The following is a 17056-nucleotide window of genomic DNA, read 5'->3' on the forward strand; positions in this document are numbered from 1 at the left end:
GGCCCCTATGGTTTTCGCCGAAGAGCCGCGCTATCCCTTGGCCAACGGGGGATCTGCATGGCTGACGAACAGAAGGGGTTTCGCCTATCGCGCCGGCTGGTGCTCGGTGCGGCTGTCGTCGGCGGCGCGGTGCTGTGGGGCGGAACCACAATGGCGCGGCTGGCGCGCGGGCCTTCAGGGCCGAAGAATGCCGGACGCATCGCCGACATCGATGGCATTGCCCTGCCGCTGAAACCGATTGCCAGTCCGCCAGCCTTTGAGCCTTCGCTACCCTGGTCGGCCAAGGGCGGCGACATGAACGATGCCAGCGGCCTGTCGCGGACGCCGGTCTATGGCGTGGTCGAGGTCAGCGAGGAGGACCATATCGCCAGGGCGTTGGCCTTCGCCCGCGCCAACGGGTTGAAAGTGTCGCTGGCCGCCATCCGCCATTCGATGGGCGGCCATGCCTTCGACGACAATGCGCTGGTGCTCGACCTCAAGAAATTCAACAAGGTCAGCGTCGACGCGGCGGCCAGGACCATGACGCTGCAGCCGGGCGCGCGCTGGCACGACATCCAGAACATGCTGCATCCGCGCTTCGCGGTGAAGGCAATGCAGTCCACCGACATCTTCTCCGTCGGCGGCTCGCTGTCGGTCAACGCGCATGGCATGGACCATCAGGCCGGTTCGGTTGCCGGCTCGATCCGCTCGATGCGGGTGATGCTGGCAGATGGGTCGGTGACCACCTGCTCTGCCACGCAGAACAGCGAGCTGTTCCGCCATGTCGTCGGCGGCTACGGCCTGTTCGGCGTGGTGGTGGAGGCAACGCTCGATATCGTCGACAACGCCGTCTACCGCACCTCGCGCGAAATCATCAAATCGGACGATTTCCCAAAGTTCTTCGCCGAGGTGCTGGAGCCGAACAAGGATATCGGCCTGTTCTACGGCCATCTGTCGACGGCGCCGGGCAATTTCCTCGAGGACATGATCGTCTATCGCTACGACAAGGTGGCCGAAGAGCCGCCGGCCGACCAGCCCGATATCGGCGAGCCGGGCTCGGTCGGACTGAAGCGGGTGATCATCAACCTGGCGAAATGGGGCAGCCTGTTCCAGGAGCTGAAGTGGTTCACCGAGAAGACGCTGGAGCCGAAATTCGAGAGCTGCACGGTGGCGCGCACGGCAGCCATGGCGCAAGGCGAGGCGTGCCTCGTCACCCGCAACAACCCGATGCATGATTCGGTGCCGTATCTGTTCAACGATCTGACCGACGAAACCGACATACTGCACGAATATTTTATTCCACGGGCTGCGTATAATCCGTTCATCACCGAAGCGCGCGAGATCCTGCGCCATCAGTCCCTGCCGGTGCTCAACGCCTCGGTGCGCATCGTCCACAAGGAGGATGTGGCGCTGACCTACGCGCCGGAGCCGGCCTATTCGCTGGTGCTCTACATCAACCAGCCGACCGATGCCGACGGCAATGCCAAGATGCGAGCGCTGACGCGGGCGCTGATCGACGTGACGATCAAGCATGGCGGGCGCTTCTTCCTGCCCTACCAGCTGCACTACACGGCCAAGGAATTGCAGGCCTGCTATCCCGAGCTGCCTGCCTTCGTGGCGGCGAAACGGCACTATGACCCTACGGAACTGTTTTCCTCGACCTTCTACCGTGGCATCAAGGCGCTGAGCGGGGTTGCATAAGCAGGAGAATAGTCGATGCGCATGGTATCAGCGGCAGCCCTCACTCTCATCGCGCTGTGCGCTGGACCGGCCGGAGCCGAGGACCTCAAGGCGTTCAAGCTGACCATCGACGGCGTGGCGGTCGATATCGACCCCGGCGAGAGCAGGACCATCACGCTGCCCGGCGGCAAGCAGAGCAAGGTGACGCTCGAGCGCAACGACTTCGCCACCTTTTCCGGCGACAGTTTCTCCTTCGTCCATCCGAGCGGCATCTCGGTGACCAAGACCGATCTCGGCGAGAACATCACGCAATATCTGATGGCTTCGGCGCTTGGCACGATCGTCGTCGTGCAGGAATATGGCAAGATGAACCCGGTGTCGCTCAACCAACTGATGCTGCAGGAGATGACCAGGGAATCGGTGCAGGCCGGCGCGACGCTGACGCAGCAGCCGACGACGCGCAAGCTCGCCGACGGCAAGGAGTTGACCGGCATCCGCGCCGAGGTGAAGACGCGCACCGACACCGCTTATTTCGAGATCGTCGGCTACGGCCTCGCCGATCAGGGGCTGTTGTTCGTCACGCGCGTCGGCAGCGAGGACCTGGCCACCGAACAGCCGCTGATCGATAAATTCTGGGAGAGCCTGAAGGTCAAGATGTAAATCTCTCCCTTATGTATGTCGTTGTCGCAAAACCGCTGCGCACTTTTGGGCGACATGCATTGACTACAGCCCCGTCGGCACCAGGCCGGCCAGCCAGTTCACGGAGCGTTTTGCGGCATCAGCCGTCGCGGAAGCCGCACGGCCAAGATCGGTCTTGACCACGGCATAGCCGTTCTTCGTGCGATAGAGCACGCCGGTTCCGCCATCGACCATCTGTTCGTAGGCGACGGGCCGGGCAGCGTCCGCGTCGACGGTCGTCGTCGGCGAGCCGACGGGCACGCTCGGCCGATGGCTCAGTTCCGGCGGCAGCGGGCTTTCCGTCCGCACGACCCTGCTGGCGGGCTTGAGTTCGGGGCGCGATGCGGTGGCGGCCAGTTGCGAGGAGGATGATGAACCCTTGGTGCGGCAGATGCCGGACACCAGCGGATAGTCGAAATTGCGCTGGTGCAGGATCTGGCTCTTCATCGCGGCCTCGCACTCGGCGATGGTCGACCACTTGGCCGGCGTCTCGCCGATATATTCGCACAATTTGGCGTCACAGTCGCAGCCGACAATGGTCATGGCGACAAGGGCGGTCTTGATCACGGTCTTGTCCCTTCGAGAGGTGCATGTCGCCCGTCAGGCAACATGCACCGTTCCATCGCGCGCGAACAAGGCGGGATTTGGCCCCGATTGTGAAATGAGCATGGCGGCGGCCGGATCCTTGCCGGGCGTGGCCGAAAGGCCTCAATAATCGTAGACGTGTTCGAGCTTGGCGCCTGCTTTCATCAGCGACGGCAGCACCAGATGCAGCTTGCGCACGGCCACGACCATGCCGGTGCGGCGCGTCGAAGGATCCGCCGGCAGCGGATAGCTGAACAGGATGCGCATGCCTTCGGGAACAGCGATCGAGTCGGTCGACAGCATGGTGACCATGATCTCGTCATTGCCGCCGATCTCGACGAAGGAGACGCCCTTGTCGATCAGCCGCGGGATCATGTCGGTGAAGACCTGATAGCGCCTGGTGACGAAGACGGTGCCGTCGGCACCGTAGTCACGCTCCAGCAATGTGTCCGGCTCGTTGCGGGTGGCTTCGCCGACCGGGCCCTTGGCCCAGACATGGACATCGAGGAAGGCCGGGTCGGAGGTCGCGGCAAGTGCCTTTTTGATCAGGTCGGCATAGCCCTGCTTGATGGTGTCGGCGAGGCCGAAGGCAAGCTTGCGTTCGCTGGTGCGGACGGAGCTGTCGCCTGGCGCCGGCTGCACGGAAAACAGGCCGGCGCGCTTTTCGGCATAGGCGAACTGGTACCACGGCACCTGGTCGAGGAAGACGGCGTAGTCCGCCGCCACCTTGGCCTGGTAGATGTCGGCGGCGGTTCGCTTGGCCGATGTCGCCTCGGTGACGCGGCCGACCGTGTTCTCATAGGCCCATTGCAGTATGTGCTCGATCGAGTGGCTGGTGCCGATGATGACCAGCATCTGGTGGTTGGCGTAGTTGAACTTGTAGGGGGAACTGGCGCGGATCACCGTCGCGTAATCCTGCCAGAAGCGGCCGACATAGGACCAGTAGGGAAAGCCGCTCGGCTGGTCCTTGGCGACGAAGCCGGCATATTCGCGCGCGGCGTAGACGATCGCCCATTCGGGGTAGGTGAGGAAGGTCGATTCCTCCGGCCGTTGGTAGCCGGGAATTTCGGCGCGGACCTTGTCGGCCAGCGCCTTGGGCGGCGCGCCATCGGTAATGCCTGGCAACGGCGTCTTGTCGGGCGCCGGCGTCGTCAGGAAACCGTAGCTCAGCCCGACGATCGGGATGAGGATGATGATGACGATCAGCCAGATGATCGTCTTGCTGATGCGCTTCAGCCATCGGAACAGCAACATGGCCGGTCAGGCCGTGGCGAAGTGGTCGTGGATGCGCTTCGACAGCCAGAAGCCGACATAGACGGCGAAGCCGCCGATGACGAGATGCGGCAGGTTGGCGAAGAAGCGGGTGGGGAACTCGATGTCGTTGAGGGAGCGGAAACCGTTGATGAAGATGCCGGCATCGAGGCAGCCGGAGCCGGTGACCAGCCCGAGCACGCCGTCGAACAGATAGACCGATCCGAACAGCTTGAAATAGAACACTGCCTGGCGATGCGAGATGAAGGCGGCGGCCAGCGCCCAGACGCCGGAGAAGGCGTGCAGCAGGTCGTCGTACCATTGCAATGAGAACAGGCCGAACAGATTGCCGTTGGCATCGTTGAACGCCGGTATGTAGCCGATGGCGACGACGGCGAAGAACAGGAAAGCATAGGCAACGGCCAGCTTCTGGATCAGCGTCATGAAGTATCCCCCTTCAATTGACGTCGAACGTTAGCTGATTTTGCCGCCGGTTGCAGCCCCAAGCGGAAACACCGTAAAAATTGTGCGGGATGGAAAAACGACAGTCGGCGCTGGGATTTCTCCCAGCGCCTCCCTGTCAGATCAGGACACGGTCGCGGCAGCAACTTCCGTAAAGTCGTCGCGCCATGCCGGCCTTGATTTTGACGGTCCTGCCAGCCACCACCCGAAGGCAGCGTCCGTTCCAGACCACGCTGGTCTTGGCCCTTGCGGGCTTTGCCCTGCGTGCCATCGAAGGTTTTTGCCGTCCTTCATGGCAGCATCGGTCCGCCGTCGGCGTTGGCACGCTTTCCGCGGCCCCGTAGGTCTCGGCTACCGTCCCTCGAAACAGGCAAGCCTGCTCTCGCTCCGGGCCGTACGGGCCTCAGGAAATCAGCCTTTCACTTCCGCCTTTCGGCTTGGCGATCGGTAGCCGCCTGAGATGGGTTCAACGTACGCCGGGTAAGTGTCCCGGGGAATGGCCCTGGGCCTGTGGATAGCGGGATTATCGGGGACCGTTTGGCGAGAGCTCGGGAACTTCGGTGCCCACTGCCTTAGACAGCCTGCCCCTCTTTTCGTCGTCGCAATCGACAGCGCCCCTTGCTCCGCCGGCGGGCGCGGGCTTCAATGCCGGCAAACGATCGGGCATGGATGTCCGGCGCCGGGGAGGGTGCGTCTTGAAAGTCGGGGTGGTTCTAAATCCGATAGCCGGTGGCGGCCGGCTGAAACGGCATTGGCCTGAAGTCTCCGCCTCGCTGAAAGAGCACTTTGGCGATTTCGAGCTGCGCGAGACGCAGGCCGAGGGCGACGCCGAACGGTTGGCCATCGACCTCGCCGCCACCGGCTTCGACCTGGTTATCGCCGCCGGTGGCGACGGCACCGCCAGCGAAGTGGCCGACGGGCTGCTGCAGGCATTCGAGGAGAGCGGCAAGACGACCGAGCTTGGCCTGCTGCCATGCGGCACCGGCATCGATTTCGCGCGCGGGCTTGGCCTGCCGAAGGCGGTGGACGCGACCTTGAAGCGGATCGCCGGGGCAGAGGGCCGCAAGGTCGATGCCGGCCGCATCTGCTACATCGATGACCATGGCGCGCTCGCCAGCCGCCATTTCATCAACATCGCCAGCCTCGGCCTGTCAGGCGCCACCGACCGCGCCGTCAATGCCGACAAGCGCAAGGGCAAGACGTCGGCCAAGGTGCTGTTCCTGTGGCGCACCGTGGTCGAGTTCATCCGCTACCGCTTCCAGCGTGTGCGGATCACCGTCGACGACGGCGCGCCGGTCGAGGCGCGCATGGCGCTGGTGGCGGTGGCCAACGGCAAATTCTTCGGCGGCGGCATGATGATCGCGCCGGACGCCGAGCTGACCGACGGGCAATTCGATATCGTCATCCTGCGCGCGGCTGGCAAGCTGAAGCTGATCTGGGACATCCGCCTGCTCTATGGCGGCCGGCACCGCAACCATCCGGCGATCACCATCCTGCGCGGCAAGAAAGTGGTTGTCGAACCGCTCGACGATGTGGAAAAGAACGGCGCGCTGGTCGACATAGACGGTGAGTCGCCCGGACGCATACCGGCGACCTTCGAGATCCTGCCTGGCGCGCTGACGCTTAGATATTGAATCAAGGCGTTGCCAGATTGATTCAGGTCTTTTCGAAACTGAATCCGGCTATCGATTCAAGCAGATGAAATTGCTTGGTTTTCCGGTCTCCGGTCAGATTCCCAGTTTGGCTGGAAAACCAGGCGCGCGCAGGTCGGTGCCGACGGCATCCTCCAGCAATTTGACGATCCGGGTCGACCAGGCGCTGCCGCCATAGGCCGCCTTGCCCTGTTCGAAAATCGCGTTGACGCGGGATGCCAGCTCCAGCGGCACGCCGAAATCCTTGCCCATGCCCAACGCAAAGCCGAGGTCCTTCAGTGCCAGGTCCATGGTGAAGCCGATGTCGTAGGAGCCGTTGAGGACGAGCTGGCTTTCGGTCTCGTGGACGAAGCTGTTGCCGGAGGAGGCAACGATGGCGTGGTAGGATTGGGCGAGGTCGAGGCCACCCCGCTTGGCCAGCATCAACGCCTCGCCGGCGGCGACGAGATGGATGAAGGCCAGCATGTTGGTGATCACCTTGATCACCGCGGCCGAGCCGATCGGCCCCATCAGGAAGGAACGCGCGCACATCGCCTCGATGGCCGTGCGATGGCGTTCGTAAAGCGCGGCATCGCCGCCGACCAGGGCGGTGATTTTTCCGACCGCCGCCAGATGCACGCCGCCGGTGACAGGGCATTCCAAGGTGTCGACGCCCTTGGCCGAGGCGAGGGCGGCGAGGCGCACGATCTCGTCGCGGCCATTGGTCGACATCTCGATCCAGGTGCCGCCCGGGGCCAGGCCTTCGAGCAAGCCGCGGGGACCGGCAAGCACCGCTTCGCTGACCTTCGGCGAGGGCAGGCAGGTTATGGCATTGCCGGCCCGCGCCGCCGCCTCGGCAGGGCTGTCGGCAGTGGTGGCGCCGAGCGCCACCAGACGCTCGCCGGCAGCCGGGTCGCGGTCGAAGACGGTGACGGCAAAGCCGTTGCGGATCAGGCTGGCGGCAAGGTTGCCGCCGAGATGGCCGAGGCCGATGAACGCGTAACTCTCGCTCACGGCATCAACGGGGTCTGCATCATTTGCAGATGCAGATCCTTGCCGGTGTAGGGATGCGCATCGCAGACCGTTTCGTCGAGCTCGACCCCCAGCCCCGGTTCCTTCGAGGGGATGACATTGCCGTCCTGCCATTCGATCTTCTTCTTCAGAAGCGTGGCGTGGAACCCGTCCCACTGCTTCAGCGATTCCAGGATGAGGAAGTTGGGCAACGTCACCGCCAGCTGGATGTTGGCGGCGCCGACGATCGGCCCGCAATAGCAGTGCGGCGCGACCTGGATGTGGTAAGCCTCGGCCATCGCCGCGATCTTCTTGGTTTCGAGGATGCCGCCGGAGCGGCCGAGATCCGGCTGCAATATGGTTGCGGCGCGGTTTTCGATGACGCGGGCGAATTCGAATTTGGTCGTCAGCCGCTCGCCGGTGGCGATCGGGATCGAGGTGCCCCGGGCGACCTGCGCCATCACTTCGGGCATGTCGGGCGGCACCGGCTCCTCGAACCACAAGGGATCGTAGGGCTCGATGGCGCGTGCCATGCGCAGCGCCCCTGACGCGGTGAACTGGCCGTGCGTGCCGAAGAGGATGTCGGCGCGGTTGCCCACCGCCTCGCGGATTGCCTTGATCATGCGGGTGGAGACGTCGATGTCGATGAGGCGCGGCTGATGGCCGTCGAAGGCGGTATAGGGGCCGGCCGGGTCGAGCTTGACGGCATTGAAACCCTGCTCGACATATTCGAGCGCGCAAGCCGCCGCCATTTCGGGGTCGTTGTAGACGTTCCGGCCGTCCGGCGCATCCTCGGAATGGACGCTGCCGGTGTGCGGATAGAGGTAGGTGTAGGAGCGCAGCGTCTCATGTACCTGGCCTCCGAGCAATTTGTAGACCGGCTTGTTCGCCTCCTTGCCGATAATGTCCCAGCAGGCCATTTCGAGCGCCGAGAAACAGCCCATGCCGGAGACGTCAGGGCGCTGGGTGAAGCCGGAGGAATAGGCGCGGCGGAAGAAGTTCTCGATGTCGTGCGGATCGCGGCCGACGAGATAGCGCTCGGCCATGTCCTCGACCATTTTCGCCGTGACATGGGCGGAGAAGGTGGCGTTGTAGGCTTCGCCATAACCGACCACGCCGCCATCGGTGGTCAGCTTGACGAAGATGAAATACTTGCCGCCGATGCCGGGCGGCGGGTTGCCGACAACCCAGGTCTTGACGTCGGTGATCTTCATTTTTGGTCCTCCAGAACCAGTTCGGCGCCCTTCCACCCGGTCATGACCGAGGCGGCATTGGTGTTGCCGGTGATGTTGTCGGGAAAGATCGAGGCGTCGATGACGCGCAAGCCTTCGAGGCCGTGCACCTTGAGGCGCGGATCGACGACGGCGCGCGCGGGATCGGGACCCATGCGGCAGGTCGAGACCGGGTGATAGACGGTGCCGGAGCGTTTCCTGAAATCGGTGATCAGGTCTGCGTCCGACTGGATCGACGGGCCGGGCAGGACTTCCTCCTGGATGATTTCGGCCATGGCCGGCATCGAGGCGATCTTGCGCACGAACTTCACCGCCGCCAGCATCTCCTCGACATCGGCATTGGTCGAATAGGCATTGGCGGTGATCTTTGGATAGTCCAGCGGATTGCTGGAGCGGATCATGATCGCGCCCCGGCTCGACGGGCGGCAATTGGACAGGCCGATGGAGAAGCCCGGCCATGGATCCGGCGTCAGGATCGGCCGCTCACCGCTCTTCGGGATGACGGTCGAGAAGGCCTGGAAATAGAGCTGCATGTTGGGGCGCGAGAACGCCGGGTCGGTGCGGAAGAAACCGCCGCCATGGTTCATCGACAGCGACAGCGGTCCCGAGCGCGTCAGTATGTACTGCATGCCGACCAGCAGCTTGCCCCACCAGGGACGCAGGATCTGGTTGAGCGTCGGCACCTTGCCCTTGAACGTGTAGTTGATGCCGACATGGTCCTGCAGATTGGCGCCGACATTCTCGTTGGCGTGGACGATCGGGATGCCCAGCCCATTTAGCAAAGCCGCAGGGCCGATGCCGGAGAGTTGCATGAGTTGCGGCGAGTTGATCGAGCCGGCGGACAGGATCACTTCACGGCCGGCGCGCGCCGTCTTCGGCTGACCGTTCTGCAGATATTCGATGCCGATTGCGCGCTTGCCTTCGAACAGGATGCGCGTGGCCAAAGCGTTGGTCTCGACGCGGACATTGCCGCGCTTCATCGCGGGGCGCAGGAAGGCGCGCGCCGCGGACATACGGCGGCCGTTCTTGGTCGAGATCTGGTAGGTGCCGACGCCTTCCTGGGCGGCACCGTTGAAATCGGGATTGAGCGGCAGGCCGGCCTGCTGGCCGGCGGCGAGATAGCGCTTTGTCAGCGGGTGGACGGCGTTGGCCGTGTCGCTGATGTGCAGGGGACCACCGGTGCCGCGCCATCTGTCGGCGCCGGCCTCATTGTCCTCGAGCGCCTTGAAGATCGGCAACAGTTCGTCATAGCCCCAGCCGGGATTGCCGGCGGCGCGCCAGTCGTCGAAATCCTCGCGCGCGCCCCGGATCCAGACCATGGCGTTGATCGAGCTCGATCCGCCGAGCAGCTTGCCGCGCGGCCAGTGGTCGACATTGCCGCCGAGACCGGGATCGGCTTCGGTCTTGTAGTTCCAGTTGACCGCGGGATCGAAGAAGGTCTTGCCATAGCCGAGCGGCATCTGCACGTAGAAGCGCCGGTCGGTGCCGCCGGCCTCCAGCACCAGCACGGAAAAACGCCCCGAGGCGGACAGTCTGTCGGCGAGCACCGAGCCGGCCGAGCCGGAGCCGACGATGATGAAGTCAAAAGTCTGCATGATTGAAACAGGCGGCTCCGGAAATCTGGCCGCAGCCTAGACGCGACGGCTTCGCCGCGTCGCCGGGCCTTCCGGCATGCGTTGTGAAAAATGCGACCGCGATGTCAGGTCGAGTTGCGGGGAATACCGACAATCGCGCTTGATAAGCATGGGGTCGACAGCTTATGCGAGGGCATCAGCCAAATCTGCGGAAGGCAGGACATCATATGCGGACCCTGTCGGATGCGTTCATTCCCGAGTTGCCGGGTTACTACAAGGGCAAGGTTCGCGAAAACTACGATCTGGCGGACGGGCGGCGCATCATCATCGCCACCGACCGTCTCAGCGCCTTCGACATCATCCTGACCTCGATCCCGTTCAAGGGCGAGATCCTGACCCAGACGGCGCGCTACTGGTTCGAGGAAACCGCCGATATCTGTCCGAACCATGTTCTCGAATATCCCGACCCCAATGTCGTCGTCGGCACGAGGCTCGACATCCTGCCGGTCGAGATCGTCGTGCGCGGCTATCTCGCCGGCACCACCAGCACCTCGATCCTGACCCGTTACCGTCGCGGCGAACGGGAGATGTACGGGATGCGCCTGCCGGACGGGCTGCGCGACAATGAGAAGCTGGCCGAGCCTGTGATTACGCCGACGAGCAAGGCGGCGGATGGCGGCCATGACGAGCCGCTGTCGAGGGCGGAGATCCTTGGACAGGGCCTGCTCACACAGGCACAATGGGACACCGTCTCGGATTACGCCTTGAAGCTGTTCGCCCGCGGCCAGGCGCGCGCCGCCGAGCGCGGCCTGATCCTTGCCGACACGAAATACGAATTCGGCACCGACAAGAACGGCACGATCATCCTGGCCGACGAAATCCATACACCCGACAGCAGCCGGTACTGGATCGCGGCGAGCTATGAACAGGCGCTTACAAGCGGCACGCGGCCGGACAGCTTCGACAAGGATTTCATCCGCTCCTGGGTGGCGGCGCGCTGCGATCCCTACAAGGACCCGATCCCCAGGATTCCCGACGAGATCGTCGAACAGGCTTCGCGCATCTATGCCCAGGCCTACGAGGCGATCACCGGCAAGGCATTCGTTCCCGACCTTTCCGGGGATACGGTTCTCGAGCGCATCCGTTCGAACCTGGCGCGCTTCTTCTAGCAGTCTGGCGAAGCTTTGCCCGGGCGCGTTGACGCGTCCGCGCCATGACGCTACGGGATCGAGGGCAGTCGATCTCAAGCCATCGACCTCGAGGGATTTCTCGCATGGTGCACTACGCGGACGGACGGCCGATCGGAGACCTCACGTTGCGCACGCTGGCCATGCCTTCGGACGCCAATGCGGCCGGCGACATCTTTGGCGGCTGGGTGATGGCGCAGATGGACCTTGCCTGCGGCATCCGCGCCGCCGAGCGCGCCAGGGGCCGCGTGGTGACGGCGGCGGTCAAGGAGATGTCCTTCGCCAAGCCGATGAAGATCGGCGACACGCTGTGCATCTACACCCATGTCGAACGCGTCGGCCGCACCTCGATGACGCTCAAGGTCGAAGCCTGGGCGCAGCGCTATCTCTCCGATTTGATGGAAAAGGTCACCCACGCCGATTTCGTCATGGTGGCTTTGGACGGCGAGGGCAAGCCGAAGGCCGTTCCGGCCGAGGGTTGACCAGCCCGTTCTCGCGCTCCGTTTTCCCAGCGCAGGGCAATTGTAACATCGCCCGTGCGGGCGATGCGTTTGCCGACATCCAATGGTTGCCTTGACGCCCGACTGTGCCGGCGTTGGGGGAGAGACAATGCGTCAACACATACTGAACAGCTGGCTCGTGGCAGCGCTTGTCGCCTTGGTCTGCCTGCTCGGCGTAACGGCCTACGCCGAAGTCAAAAACGACCTTCGGCCCATCGCCTGCACGCATGGCGACAAGGGTGACCGCAAGCCTGCCGCGACATGCGCGCCCTGACCACGGCGCCCGGCGATCGCGGAGAAGCCGAATGGTTGCCTTTGGTCCGCGATTGTCGTCGTCAAAATAGCATGTGTGCAGGTCTGCCACCGGCGCCATAGGACAATGCCGTCAAGCCGCGTCCGCAGACCCGACGAATTCCCTGCTGCCAGGCAATTTCACTCGATACGAAGCTCCGGATCCCTTGCCGCGCAAGGGTTTTAGCCATGCATGCCGTCGAATTTTTCGCGCGCTGCCCGCACGCGCGTGGTGTTTTTGCGCGCCCATTCGCCAAGCGCGCTGACCGGGATCAGCAATTCATGGCCGAGTTCGGTCAGCTCGTAGTCGACGCGCGGCGGTATGGTCGGGAATACGGTGCGGGTGACGAAGCCGTCGCGCTCCAGTCCGCGCAAGGTGGTGGTCAGCATCTTCTGCGAGATGCCGCCGACAGCGGTGCGCAACTCATTAAAACGCAACGGTCCGCGGCCAAGCTTGCCGACCACGAGCACGGTCCATTTGTCGCCGACGCGCTGCAGGATTTCCGAAACGGCGCGGCAGTCTTCGGTGTTAAGCGGGTTCCTCAGTAACAAAAAGGTGCCTCCTTGCGCATCGAGTTGACAGTATCTCATATAGCGCCGGTATCCAAATGATACCAGCTTATTACTGGAATGGAGAGCCCCCCATGTCAAAGCCGAAAATCGCCATCATCGTCGGTTCGACGCGCGCCGCGCGCTTCGCCGATGTGCCCACCCAATGGATCGCCAAGATCGCCAAGTCGCATGCCGATATCGATGTCGAGGTCGTCGACCTCAGGGACTTCCCGCTGCCTTTCTTCGACGAAGTCGCCTCTTCCGCCTGGGTGCCGTCGACCAACGAAGTGGCGCAGCGCTGGCAGAAGAAGGTCGCCGAATTTGACGGCTTCATCTTCACCGCCGCCGAATACAATCACGGCCCGACGGCCGTGCTCAAGAACGCCATCGACTACGCCGCCAACGAATGGAACAAGAAGCCGGCCGGCTTCCTCGGCTACGGCAGCGTCGGCGGCGCCCGCGCAGTCGAGCAGCTCCGTCTCCATGCCGTCGAACTGCAGATGGCGCCGGTCAAGTCGGCCGTTCATATCGCCTGGGGCGACTTCCTCGCCGTGCGTCAGGGCGAGAAGAAACTCGAAGACCTCGAGCATCTGAACCAGGCGGCCACCGCGCTGGTCAACGACGTCGCCTGGTGGGCAAAGGCGCTGAAGAAGGCGCGCGATGCCGACGTGGTCGACGAGGAAATCAAGGCGGCCTGACCGCCGGTCGAATTATCCTCCCAAGGGATATGGGGCGGCGCTTGCGCCGCCTTTTTTCATATGGATCGCATTTCAGAGGTGATCAATTTGCTTGAAATGCGGCGCTGCCTCTCATCCGCCTGCCGGCACCTTCTCGTACAGTGACGGGAGAAGGGAAGCGGCCTCATCGCATCACGCTGTCGGATCATGCGCTGCAGACGACGGTCTGGCCAAAGCTGCGACCTGTCCTGCTCGATTATCCAGACCTGCGCGTCGAACTCCACAGCGACAACGGCATGAGAAACATCGTGGAGGAGCGGTTCGATGCCGGCGTGCGGCTCGGTGAAAGCATCGACAGGGACATGATCGCCGTCCGCATCGGCCCGGACTGGCGGCTGGTGGCAGTGGCGTCGCCGGACTACTTTCGGCGTCGTCCGGCTCCGAAGGCGCCGCAGGATCTCGTCGGGCATGACTGCATCAATATGCGCCAGGCCACGTTTGGCGGGCTATATGCTTGGGAGTTCGCAAAAGAGGGCCGTGATCTGCGTGTCCGGGTGGAAGGCCAACTCACCTTCAACACGTCCATCGCCATGATTGACGCCGCGATGAGCGGCTACGGCATCGCCTACGTGCCGGAAGATCTGGTCAGCCACCATCTCTTGGGGGGGCGGCTGGAACTCGCGCTGGACGACTGGAGCCCGCCGTTCCCTGGCTATCATCTCTATTATCCAAGCAGGCGGCAGGTGTCTCCGGCGATGGCTGTTGTCGTCGATGTACTGCGGTATCGAAACTGAGACCGAACCAAGGCGCCGCTGGCGTGAAGACGTCAGGAGCGGCCGCCCGAGGGCGAACCCGCGCGGGCGAGCAGCAGCGCGCGCTCCCTCTCATTGCCGGTCAATTCGGCGGCCTGGCGGAACGCGGCGCGGGCTTCCGCCCGATGTCCCAGTTTCTCCAGAAGATCGCCGCGCACCGTGGGCAGGAGCGAGCCCTTCAGGCGCGGCTCGTCCTTCAAGGCCTCGACGATGGCGAGGCCCTGCGCCGGTCCGAACGCCATGCCGACGGCCACCGCCCGGTTGATCTCGACGATGGGCGAGGGGGCCGCCAAGGCAAGGGCCTGATAATAGGCGGCGATCGCGATCCAGTCGGTGTCGGCGGCGGTTGCCGCGCGGCTATGGCAGGCGGCGATCATCGCCTGCAACTGATAGGGGCCCGGTGTCGATGTCAGGGTCATCGCCCGGTTCAGGCCGTCGAGGCCGCGCCGGATGAGCGACCAGTTCCAGCGCGTGCGGTCCTGGTCGAGCAGCAGGATCGGCTCACCCGCTTTGCCGGTGCGGGCAGGAAAGCGCGAGGCGTTGAGTTCCATCAGCGACACCAGCCCCTGCACCTCGGGCTCATCAGGCATCAGCGCCGCCAGCGAACGGCCAAGGCGCAGCGCCTCGCCACAGAGATCGGCGCGCAGCCAGTCCGATCCAGCGGTCGCCACATAGCCTTCGTTGAAGATGAGATAGACCACCTCCAGCACAGCGGCGAGGCGTTCGCGCCGCTCTTGCCCGCGCGGGGTCTCGAACGCGATGGCGGCATCGCGAAGCGCCCGCTTGGCTCGCACGATGCGCTGGGCGGCGGTGGCTTCGGGCACCAGGAAGGCGCGGGCGATCTCGGCCGTCGACAACCCGCCCAGCAGGCGCAGGGCGAGGGCCGCGCGCTGCTCGACCGGCAAGATGGGATGGCAAGCGGTGAAGATCAGCCGCAAAAGGTCATCGTCGATATCCTCGTCCAGCGCGGCCTCGATGTCGGGCATCTCGCGCTCCAGCTCGGCGAGGTCGATGGCGAGTTCGCGGTGCTTGCCGTCGATCATGGTGGTGCGGCGCAGCCGGTCGAGCGCCCGGTTCCTGCCGACCTCGGTCAACCAGGCCGCCGGGTTGCGCGGGATGCCGTCCCGAGGCCAGCGCTCCAGCGCCAGCAGGAAGGCATCGCCGGCGACCTCTTCGGCGAGCCCGACATCCCTGAGACAGCGGACGAGCCTGGCGGTGAGCTTCGGCTGCTCGATCCGCCAGACCGCTTCGATGGTAGTTGTGGCCGTCAACCCATCAGCTCGCCAAAACCTTCCGCCACCTTCTGCACGTCCTCGGGGAAATCGCTCATCTCAAAGACGCGGCGAACCTCGATCACGTCATTTTCCCCTGCGGGGCAGCGGCGGGCCCATTCGATGGCTTCTTCACGCGAGCGTACGTCGATGACCCAATAGCCGCCCAGCACTTCCTTGACCTCCGCGAACGGCCCGTCGGTGACGACGGGCTTGCCGCCCTTGAAGCTGACCCGCGCGCCCGATGACGGCGGATGCAGCCCGTCGAGCGCCAGCAACACGCCGGCCTTCTTGAGCTCCTCATTGTATTTCATCATTCCCTCCACCCCCTTGGCGTCGGGCCTGACGTCGGGCGCCGCCTCGGCGTAGCCGCCGGGGATCATTAGCATCATGAACCGCATGGTCTTCTCCTTGGTTGGGTTGGTTCGATGATACGACGAACAATGGGTGGCGGAATCGACAGGTGCCGCAAAAAAAGTTCGAATCGCGATTGCCCCCGGACCGACAGCGTTGGACCGCCACATGGGCGAGGCTGCCATCTGGCCCTGTCCTTTTGCCCTGATATGTCAGCTTGCATCCGTCATCCTCGAGAAAGCCCGCGTGAAATCATCCAGCCTGGCCGGCGCCGTTTCCCCCATGGTCCCGGTGCTCGTCTGCGCATTCGGTATCTTCCTTCTGTCCGGCATGGATGCGGCGATGAAGGTGCTGGTCATCGCGGTCGGTGTCTACAACACGGTGCTGTGGCGCAGCATGCTGGCGACATTGGTCGCGGGGGCGGGCTGGCTGGCGGGGCCGCGCTCGCTTCCGGTTGCCTCGGTGCTGAGGCTGCATGCGCTGCGCGCGGTGGTTGTCGGCATTGTCCTGCTGTCATTCTTCTGGGGGCTTGCAAGGCTGCCGCTGGCGGAGGCGGTCGGGCTTAGTTTCGTGGCGCCGCTGTTCGCGCTCCTGCTGGCCGCGCTGCTTTTGGGCGAAAGGATACAGCGCAAGGCCATCTGGGCCTCGCTCGCCGGTATTGCGGGCGTCGCAGTCATAGTGGCGGGCCAGTTCGGGCAGGAGACCTATGCCGGCGATGCGCTGCTCGGCACGGCTGCGGTGCTGGTCTCGACGGTGTTCTATGCCTACAATCTGATCCTCGCGCGGCGACAGGCGATGCTGGCCAAGCCAATCGAGATCATGCTGTTCCAGAACCTTTGTGTCGCGGTCATGCTTTGTCTTGCCGCGCCCTGGCTCGCTATCGCCTTGCCCAGCAATCTTTGGCTTCCGCTTGCCGGGGTGACGGCACTGTCGCTCGCCGGCCAGTTCCTGATGAGCTGGGCCTATGCGCGGGCCGAAGCGCAATATCTGATCCCGACCGAATATTCGGCCTTCATCTGGGCGATCGCGCTCGGCTGGTTCTTCTTCGACGAGGCGGTGACCTGGACGACGCTGGCGGGAGCCGGCCTCATCGTGGCCAGCTGCCTGATCGCGGCGCGCTCCAACCCCAGACTTGCCGAGCCGATCGAAGTCGCGGTTTGAGGGAAGCGCGCAAGTAGATCGGTGCCTATTGTAAAATTTTATTAAATATTTCGTCGGGCGAATTACTGCCTGTACACCATTCGTCGGGTTGTTGTGCTTCCAATCCCGGAAAACGTCACTCAATGGTCGATGTAATGGTGAACTATGTGGCAAGTTCCTGGAACGGTA

The 17056-nt window shown here is 63.8% G+C and carries 17 protein-coding genes and 1 pseudogene; 9 read left to right on the forward strand and 9 right to left on the reverse strand.

Going from position 1 to position 17056, the window contains the following annotated elements:
- Nucleotides 1-57: 57 nt before the first annotated feature.
- Both FJV83_RS07800 and FJV83_RS07805 read left to right on the forward strand, forming a co-directional pair.
- Nucleotides 58-1680, forward strand: coding sequence for an FAD-binding oxidoreductase (locus FJV83_RS07800; RefSeq protein ID WP_142877547.1), 1623 nt, complete (start codon nt 58-60; stop codon nt 1678-1680).
- Between the two features lie 15 nt (nt 1681-1695).
- Entirely contained in the window at nt 1696-2319 is a 624-nt protein-coding gene (locus FJV83_RS07805; protein WP_142886040.1) for a hypothetical protein, read from the forward strand.
- 63 nt (nt 2320-2382) lie between these two features.
- Here the strand turns inward: FJV83_RS07805 and FJV83_RS07810 are convergent, their stop codons facing one another.
- The 3 genes from FJV83_RS07810 to FJV83_RS07820 form a co-directional block, all read right to left on the reverse strand.
- Nucleotides 2383-2904 carry a hypothetical protein gene (locus FJV83_RS07810; RefSeq protein WP_095773568.1) on the reverse strand — a complete coding sequence of 174 codons (522 nt, stop codon included), beginning with the start codon at nt 2902-2904 and terminating at the stop codon, nt 2383-2385.
- 141 nt (nt 2905-3045) lie between these two features.
- On the reverse strand, nt 3046-4176 hold the full coding sequence (locus FJV83_RS07815) for a hypothetical protein (RefSeq protein WP_095773569.1): 1131 nt from the start codon (nt 4174-4176) through the stop codon (nt 3046-3048).
- A gap of 6 nt (nt 4177-4182) precedes the next feature.
- The gene (locus FJV83_RS07820) at nt 4183-4617 is read right to left on the reverse strand and encodes a DUF4383 domain-containing protein (protein WP_095773570.1); all 435 of its coding nucleotides are present in this window, start codon (nt 4615-4617) and stop codon (nt 4183-4185) included.
- A 713-nt stretch (nt 4618-5330) separates the two neighbouring features.
- Here FJV83_RS07820 and FJV83_RS07825 point away from each other — a divergent pair.
- On the forward strand, nt 5331-6269 hold the full coding sequence (locus FJV83_RS07825; protein ID WP_142886039.1) for a diacylglycerol kinase family protein: 939 nt from the start codon (nt 5331-5333) through the stop codon (nt 6267-6269).
- A 93-nt stretch (nt 6270-6362) separates the two neighbouring features.
- On the opposite strand, the gene FJV83_RS07830 is transcribed toward FJV83_RS07825, so the two are convergent.
- The 3 genes from FJV83_RS07830 to FJV83_RS07840 are packed head-to-tail and all read right to left on the reverse strand — an operon-like array spanning nt 6363 to nt 10104.
- Nucleotides 6363-7280, reverse strand: coding sequence for an NAD(P)-dependent oxidoreductase (locus FJV83_RS07830; RefSeq protein WP_095773572.1), 918 nt, complete (start codon nt 7278-7280; stop codon nt 6363-6365).
- A complete protein-coding gene (locus FJV83_RS07835; RefSeq protein WP_142886038.1) occupies nt 7277-8491 on the reverse strand; it encodes a mandelate racemase/muconate lactonizing enzyme family protein in 1215 nt (404 codons plus the stop codon). Before FJV83_RS07835 ends, FJV83_RS07830 begins: the two co-directional genes overlap by 4 nt.
- Entirely contained in the window at nt 8488-10104 is a 1617-nt protein-coding gene (locus FJV83_RS07840) for a GMC family oxidoreductase N-terminal domain-containing protein (protein WP_095773574.1), read from the reverse strand. The genes FJV83_RS07835 and FJV83_RS07840 overlap by 4 nt, the downstream gene beginning before the upstream one ends.
- 206 nt (nt 10105-10310) lie before the next feature.
- Here FJV83_RS07840 and FJV83_RS07845 point away from each other — a divergent pair, with 206 nt between their 5' ends.
- From FJV83_RS07845 to FJV83_RS36365, 3 genes are all read left to right on the forward strand, one after another.
- The gene (locus FJV83_RS07845; protein WP_142886037.1) at nt 10311-11252 is read left to right on the forward strand and encodes a phosphoribosylaminoimidazolesuccinocarboxamide synthase; all 942 of its coding nucleotides are present in this window, start codon (nt 10311-10313) and stop codon (nt 11250-11252) included.
- A gap of 104 nt (nt 11253-11356) precedes the next feature.
- Nucleotides 11357-11752, forward strand: a complete 396-nt coding sequence (locus FJV83_RS07850; protein WP_010911043.1) for an acyl-CoA thioesterase — start codon at nt 11357-11359, stop codon at nt 11750-11752.
- Nucleotides 11753-11879: 127 nt separating this feature from the next.
- Nucleotides 11880-12044 carry a hypothetical protein gene (locus FJV83_RS36365; RefSeq protein WP_095773576.1) on the forward strand — a complete coding sequence of 55 codons (165 nt, stop codon included), beginning with the start codon at nt 11880-11882 and terminating at the stop codon, nt 12042-12044.
- 200 nt (nt 12045-12244) lie between these two features.
- On the opposite strand, the gene FJV83_RS07855 is transcribed toward FJV83_RS36365, so the two are convergent.
- Entirely contained in the window at nt 12245-12613 is a 369-nt protein-coding gene (locus FJV83_RS07855; protein WP_185973387.1) for a helix-turn-helix domain-containing protein, read from the reverse strand.
- A gap of 92 nt (nt 12614-12705) precedes the next feature.
- Between FJV83_RS07855 and FJV83_RS07860 the strand changes: the two genes are divergently transcribed.
- Together FJV83_RS07860 and FJV83_RS07865 are read left to right on the forward strand one after the other, a co-directional pair.
- The gene (locus FJV83_RS07860) at nt 12706-13311 is read left to right on the forward strand and encodes an NADPH-dependent FMN reductase (protein ID WP_095773578.1); all 606 of its coding nucleotides are present in this window, start codon (nt 12706-12708) and stop codon (nt 13309-13311) included.
- Nucleotides 13312-13478: 167 nt separating this feature from the next.
- Nucleotides 13479-14084, forward strand: a pseudogene (locus FJV83_RS07865) (LysR substrate-binding domain-containing protein); the annotation flags it as partial.
- A 32-nt stretch (nt 14085-14116) separates the two neighbouring features.
- On the opposite strand, the gene FJV83_RS07870 reads toward FJV83_RS07865, so the two are convergent.
- Both FJV83_RS07870 and FJV83_RS07875 read right to left on the reverse strand, forming a co-directional pair.
- A complete protein-coding gene (locus tag FJV83_RS07870; protein WP_142886034.1) occupies nt 14117-15373 on the reverse strand; it encodes an RNA polymerase sigma factor in 1257 nt (418 codons plus the stop codon).
- Nucleotides 15370-15774, reverse strand: a complete 405-nt coding sequence (locus FJV83_RS07875; RefSeq protein WP_095789097.1) for a YciI family protein — start codon at nt 15772-15774, stop codon at nt 15370-15372. The genes FJV83_RS07870 and FJV83_RS07875 overlap by 4 nt, the downstream gene beginning before the upstream one ends.
- Before the next feature lie 235 nt (nt 15775-16009).
- Here FJV83_RS07875 and FJV83_RS07880 point away from each other — a divergent pair, with 235 nt between their 5' ends.
- Complete coding sequence (locus FJV83_RS07880; protein ID WP_142886080.1) at nt 16010-16888, forward strand: DMT family transporter; 879 nt, start codon at nt 16010-16012, stop codon at nt 16886-16888.
- The last annotated feature ends 168 nt before the right edge of the window (nt 16889-17056 follow it).

The sequence above is a fragment of the Mesorhizobium sp. WSM4307 genome, assembly GCF_007003945.1.
Classification (GTDB): domain Bacteria; phylum Pseudomonadota; class Alphaproteobacteria; order Rhizobiales; family Rhizobiaceae; genus Mesorhizobium.

Bases quoted from the DNA above. Each gene is read 5' to 3' on its own strand.
- FJV83_RS07800 (WP_142877547.1), top strand. From the start codon at position 58: ATGGCTGACGAACAGAAGGGGTTTCGCCTATCGCGCCGGCTGGTGCTC.
- FJV83_RS07805 (WP_142886040.1), top strand. From the start codon at position 1,696: ATGCGCATGGTATCAGCGGCAGCCCTCACTCTCATCGCGCTGTGCGCT.
- FJV83_RS07815 (WP_095773569.1), bottom strand. From the start codon at position 4,176: ATGTTGCTGTTCCGATGGCTGAAGCGCATCAGCAAGACGATCATCTGG.
- FJV83_RS07820 (WP_095773570.1), bottom strand. From the start codon at position 4,617: ATGACGCTGATCCAGAAGCTGGCCGTTGCCTATGCTTTCCTGTTCTTC.
- FJV83_RS07835 (WP_142886038.1), bottom strand. From the start codon at position 8,491: ATGAAGATCACCGACGTCAAGACCTGGGTTGTCGGCAACCCGCCGCCC.
- FJV83_RS07840 (WP_095773574.1), bottom strand. From the start codon at position 10,104: ATGCAGACTTTTGACTTCATCATCGTCGGCTCCGGCTCGGCCGGCTCG.
- FJV83_RS07845 (WP_142886037.1), top strand. From the start codon at position 10,311: ATGCGGACCCTGTCGGATGCGTTCATTCCCGAGTTGCCGGGTTACTAC.
- FJV83_RS07850 (WP_010911043.1), top strand. From the start codon at position 11,357: ATGGTGCACTACGCGGACGGACGGCCGATCGGAGACCTCACGTTGCGC.
- FJV83_RS36365 (WP_095773576.1), top strand. From the start codon at position 11,880: ATGCGTCAACACATACTGAACAGCTGGCTCGTGGCAGCGCTTGTCGCC.
- FJV83_RS07860 (WP_095773578.1), top strand. From the start codon at position 12,706: ATGTCAAAGCCGAAAATCGCCATCATCGTCGGTTCGACGCGCGCCGCG.
- FJV83_RS07875 (WP_095789097.1), bottom strand. From the start codon at position 15,774: ATGCGGTTCATGATGCTAATGATCCCCGGCGGCTACGCCGAGGCGGCG.
- FJV83_RS07880 (WP_142886080.1), top strand. From the start codon at position 16,010: ATGGTCCCGGTGCTCGTCTGCGCATTCGGTATCTTCCTTCTGTCCGGC.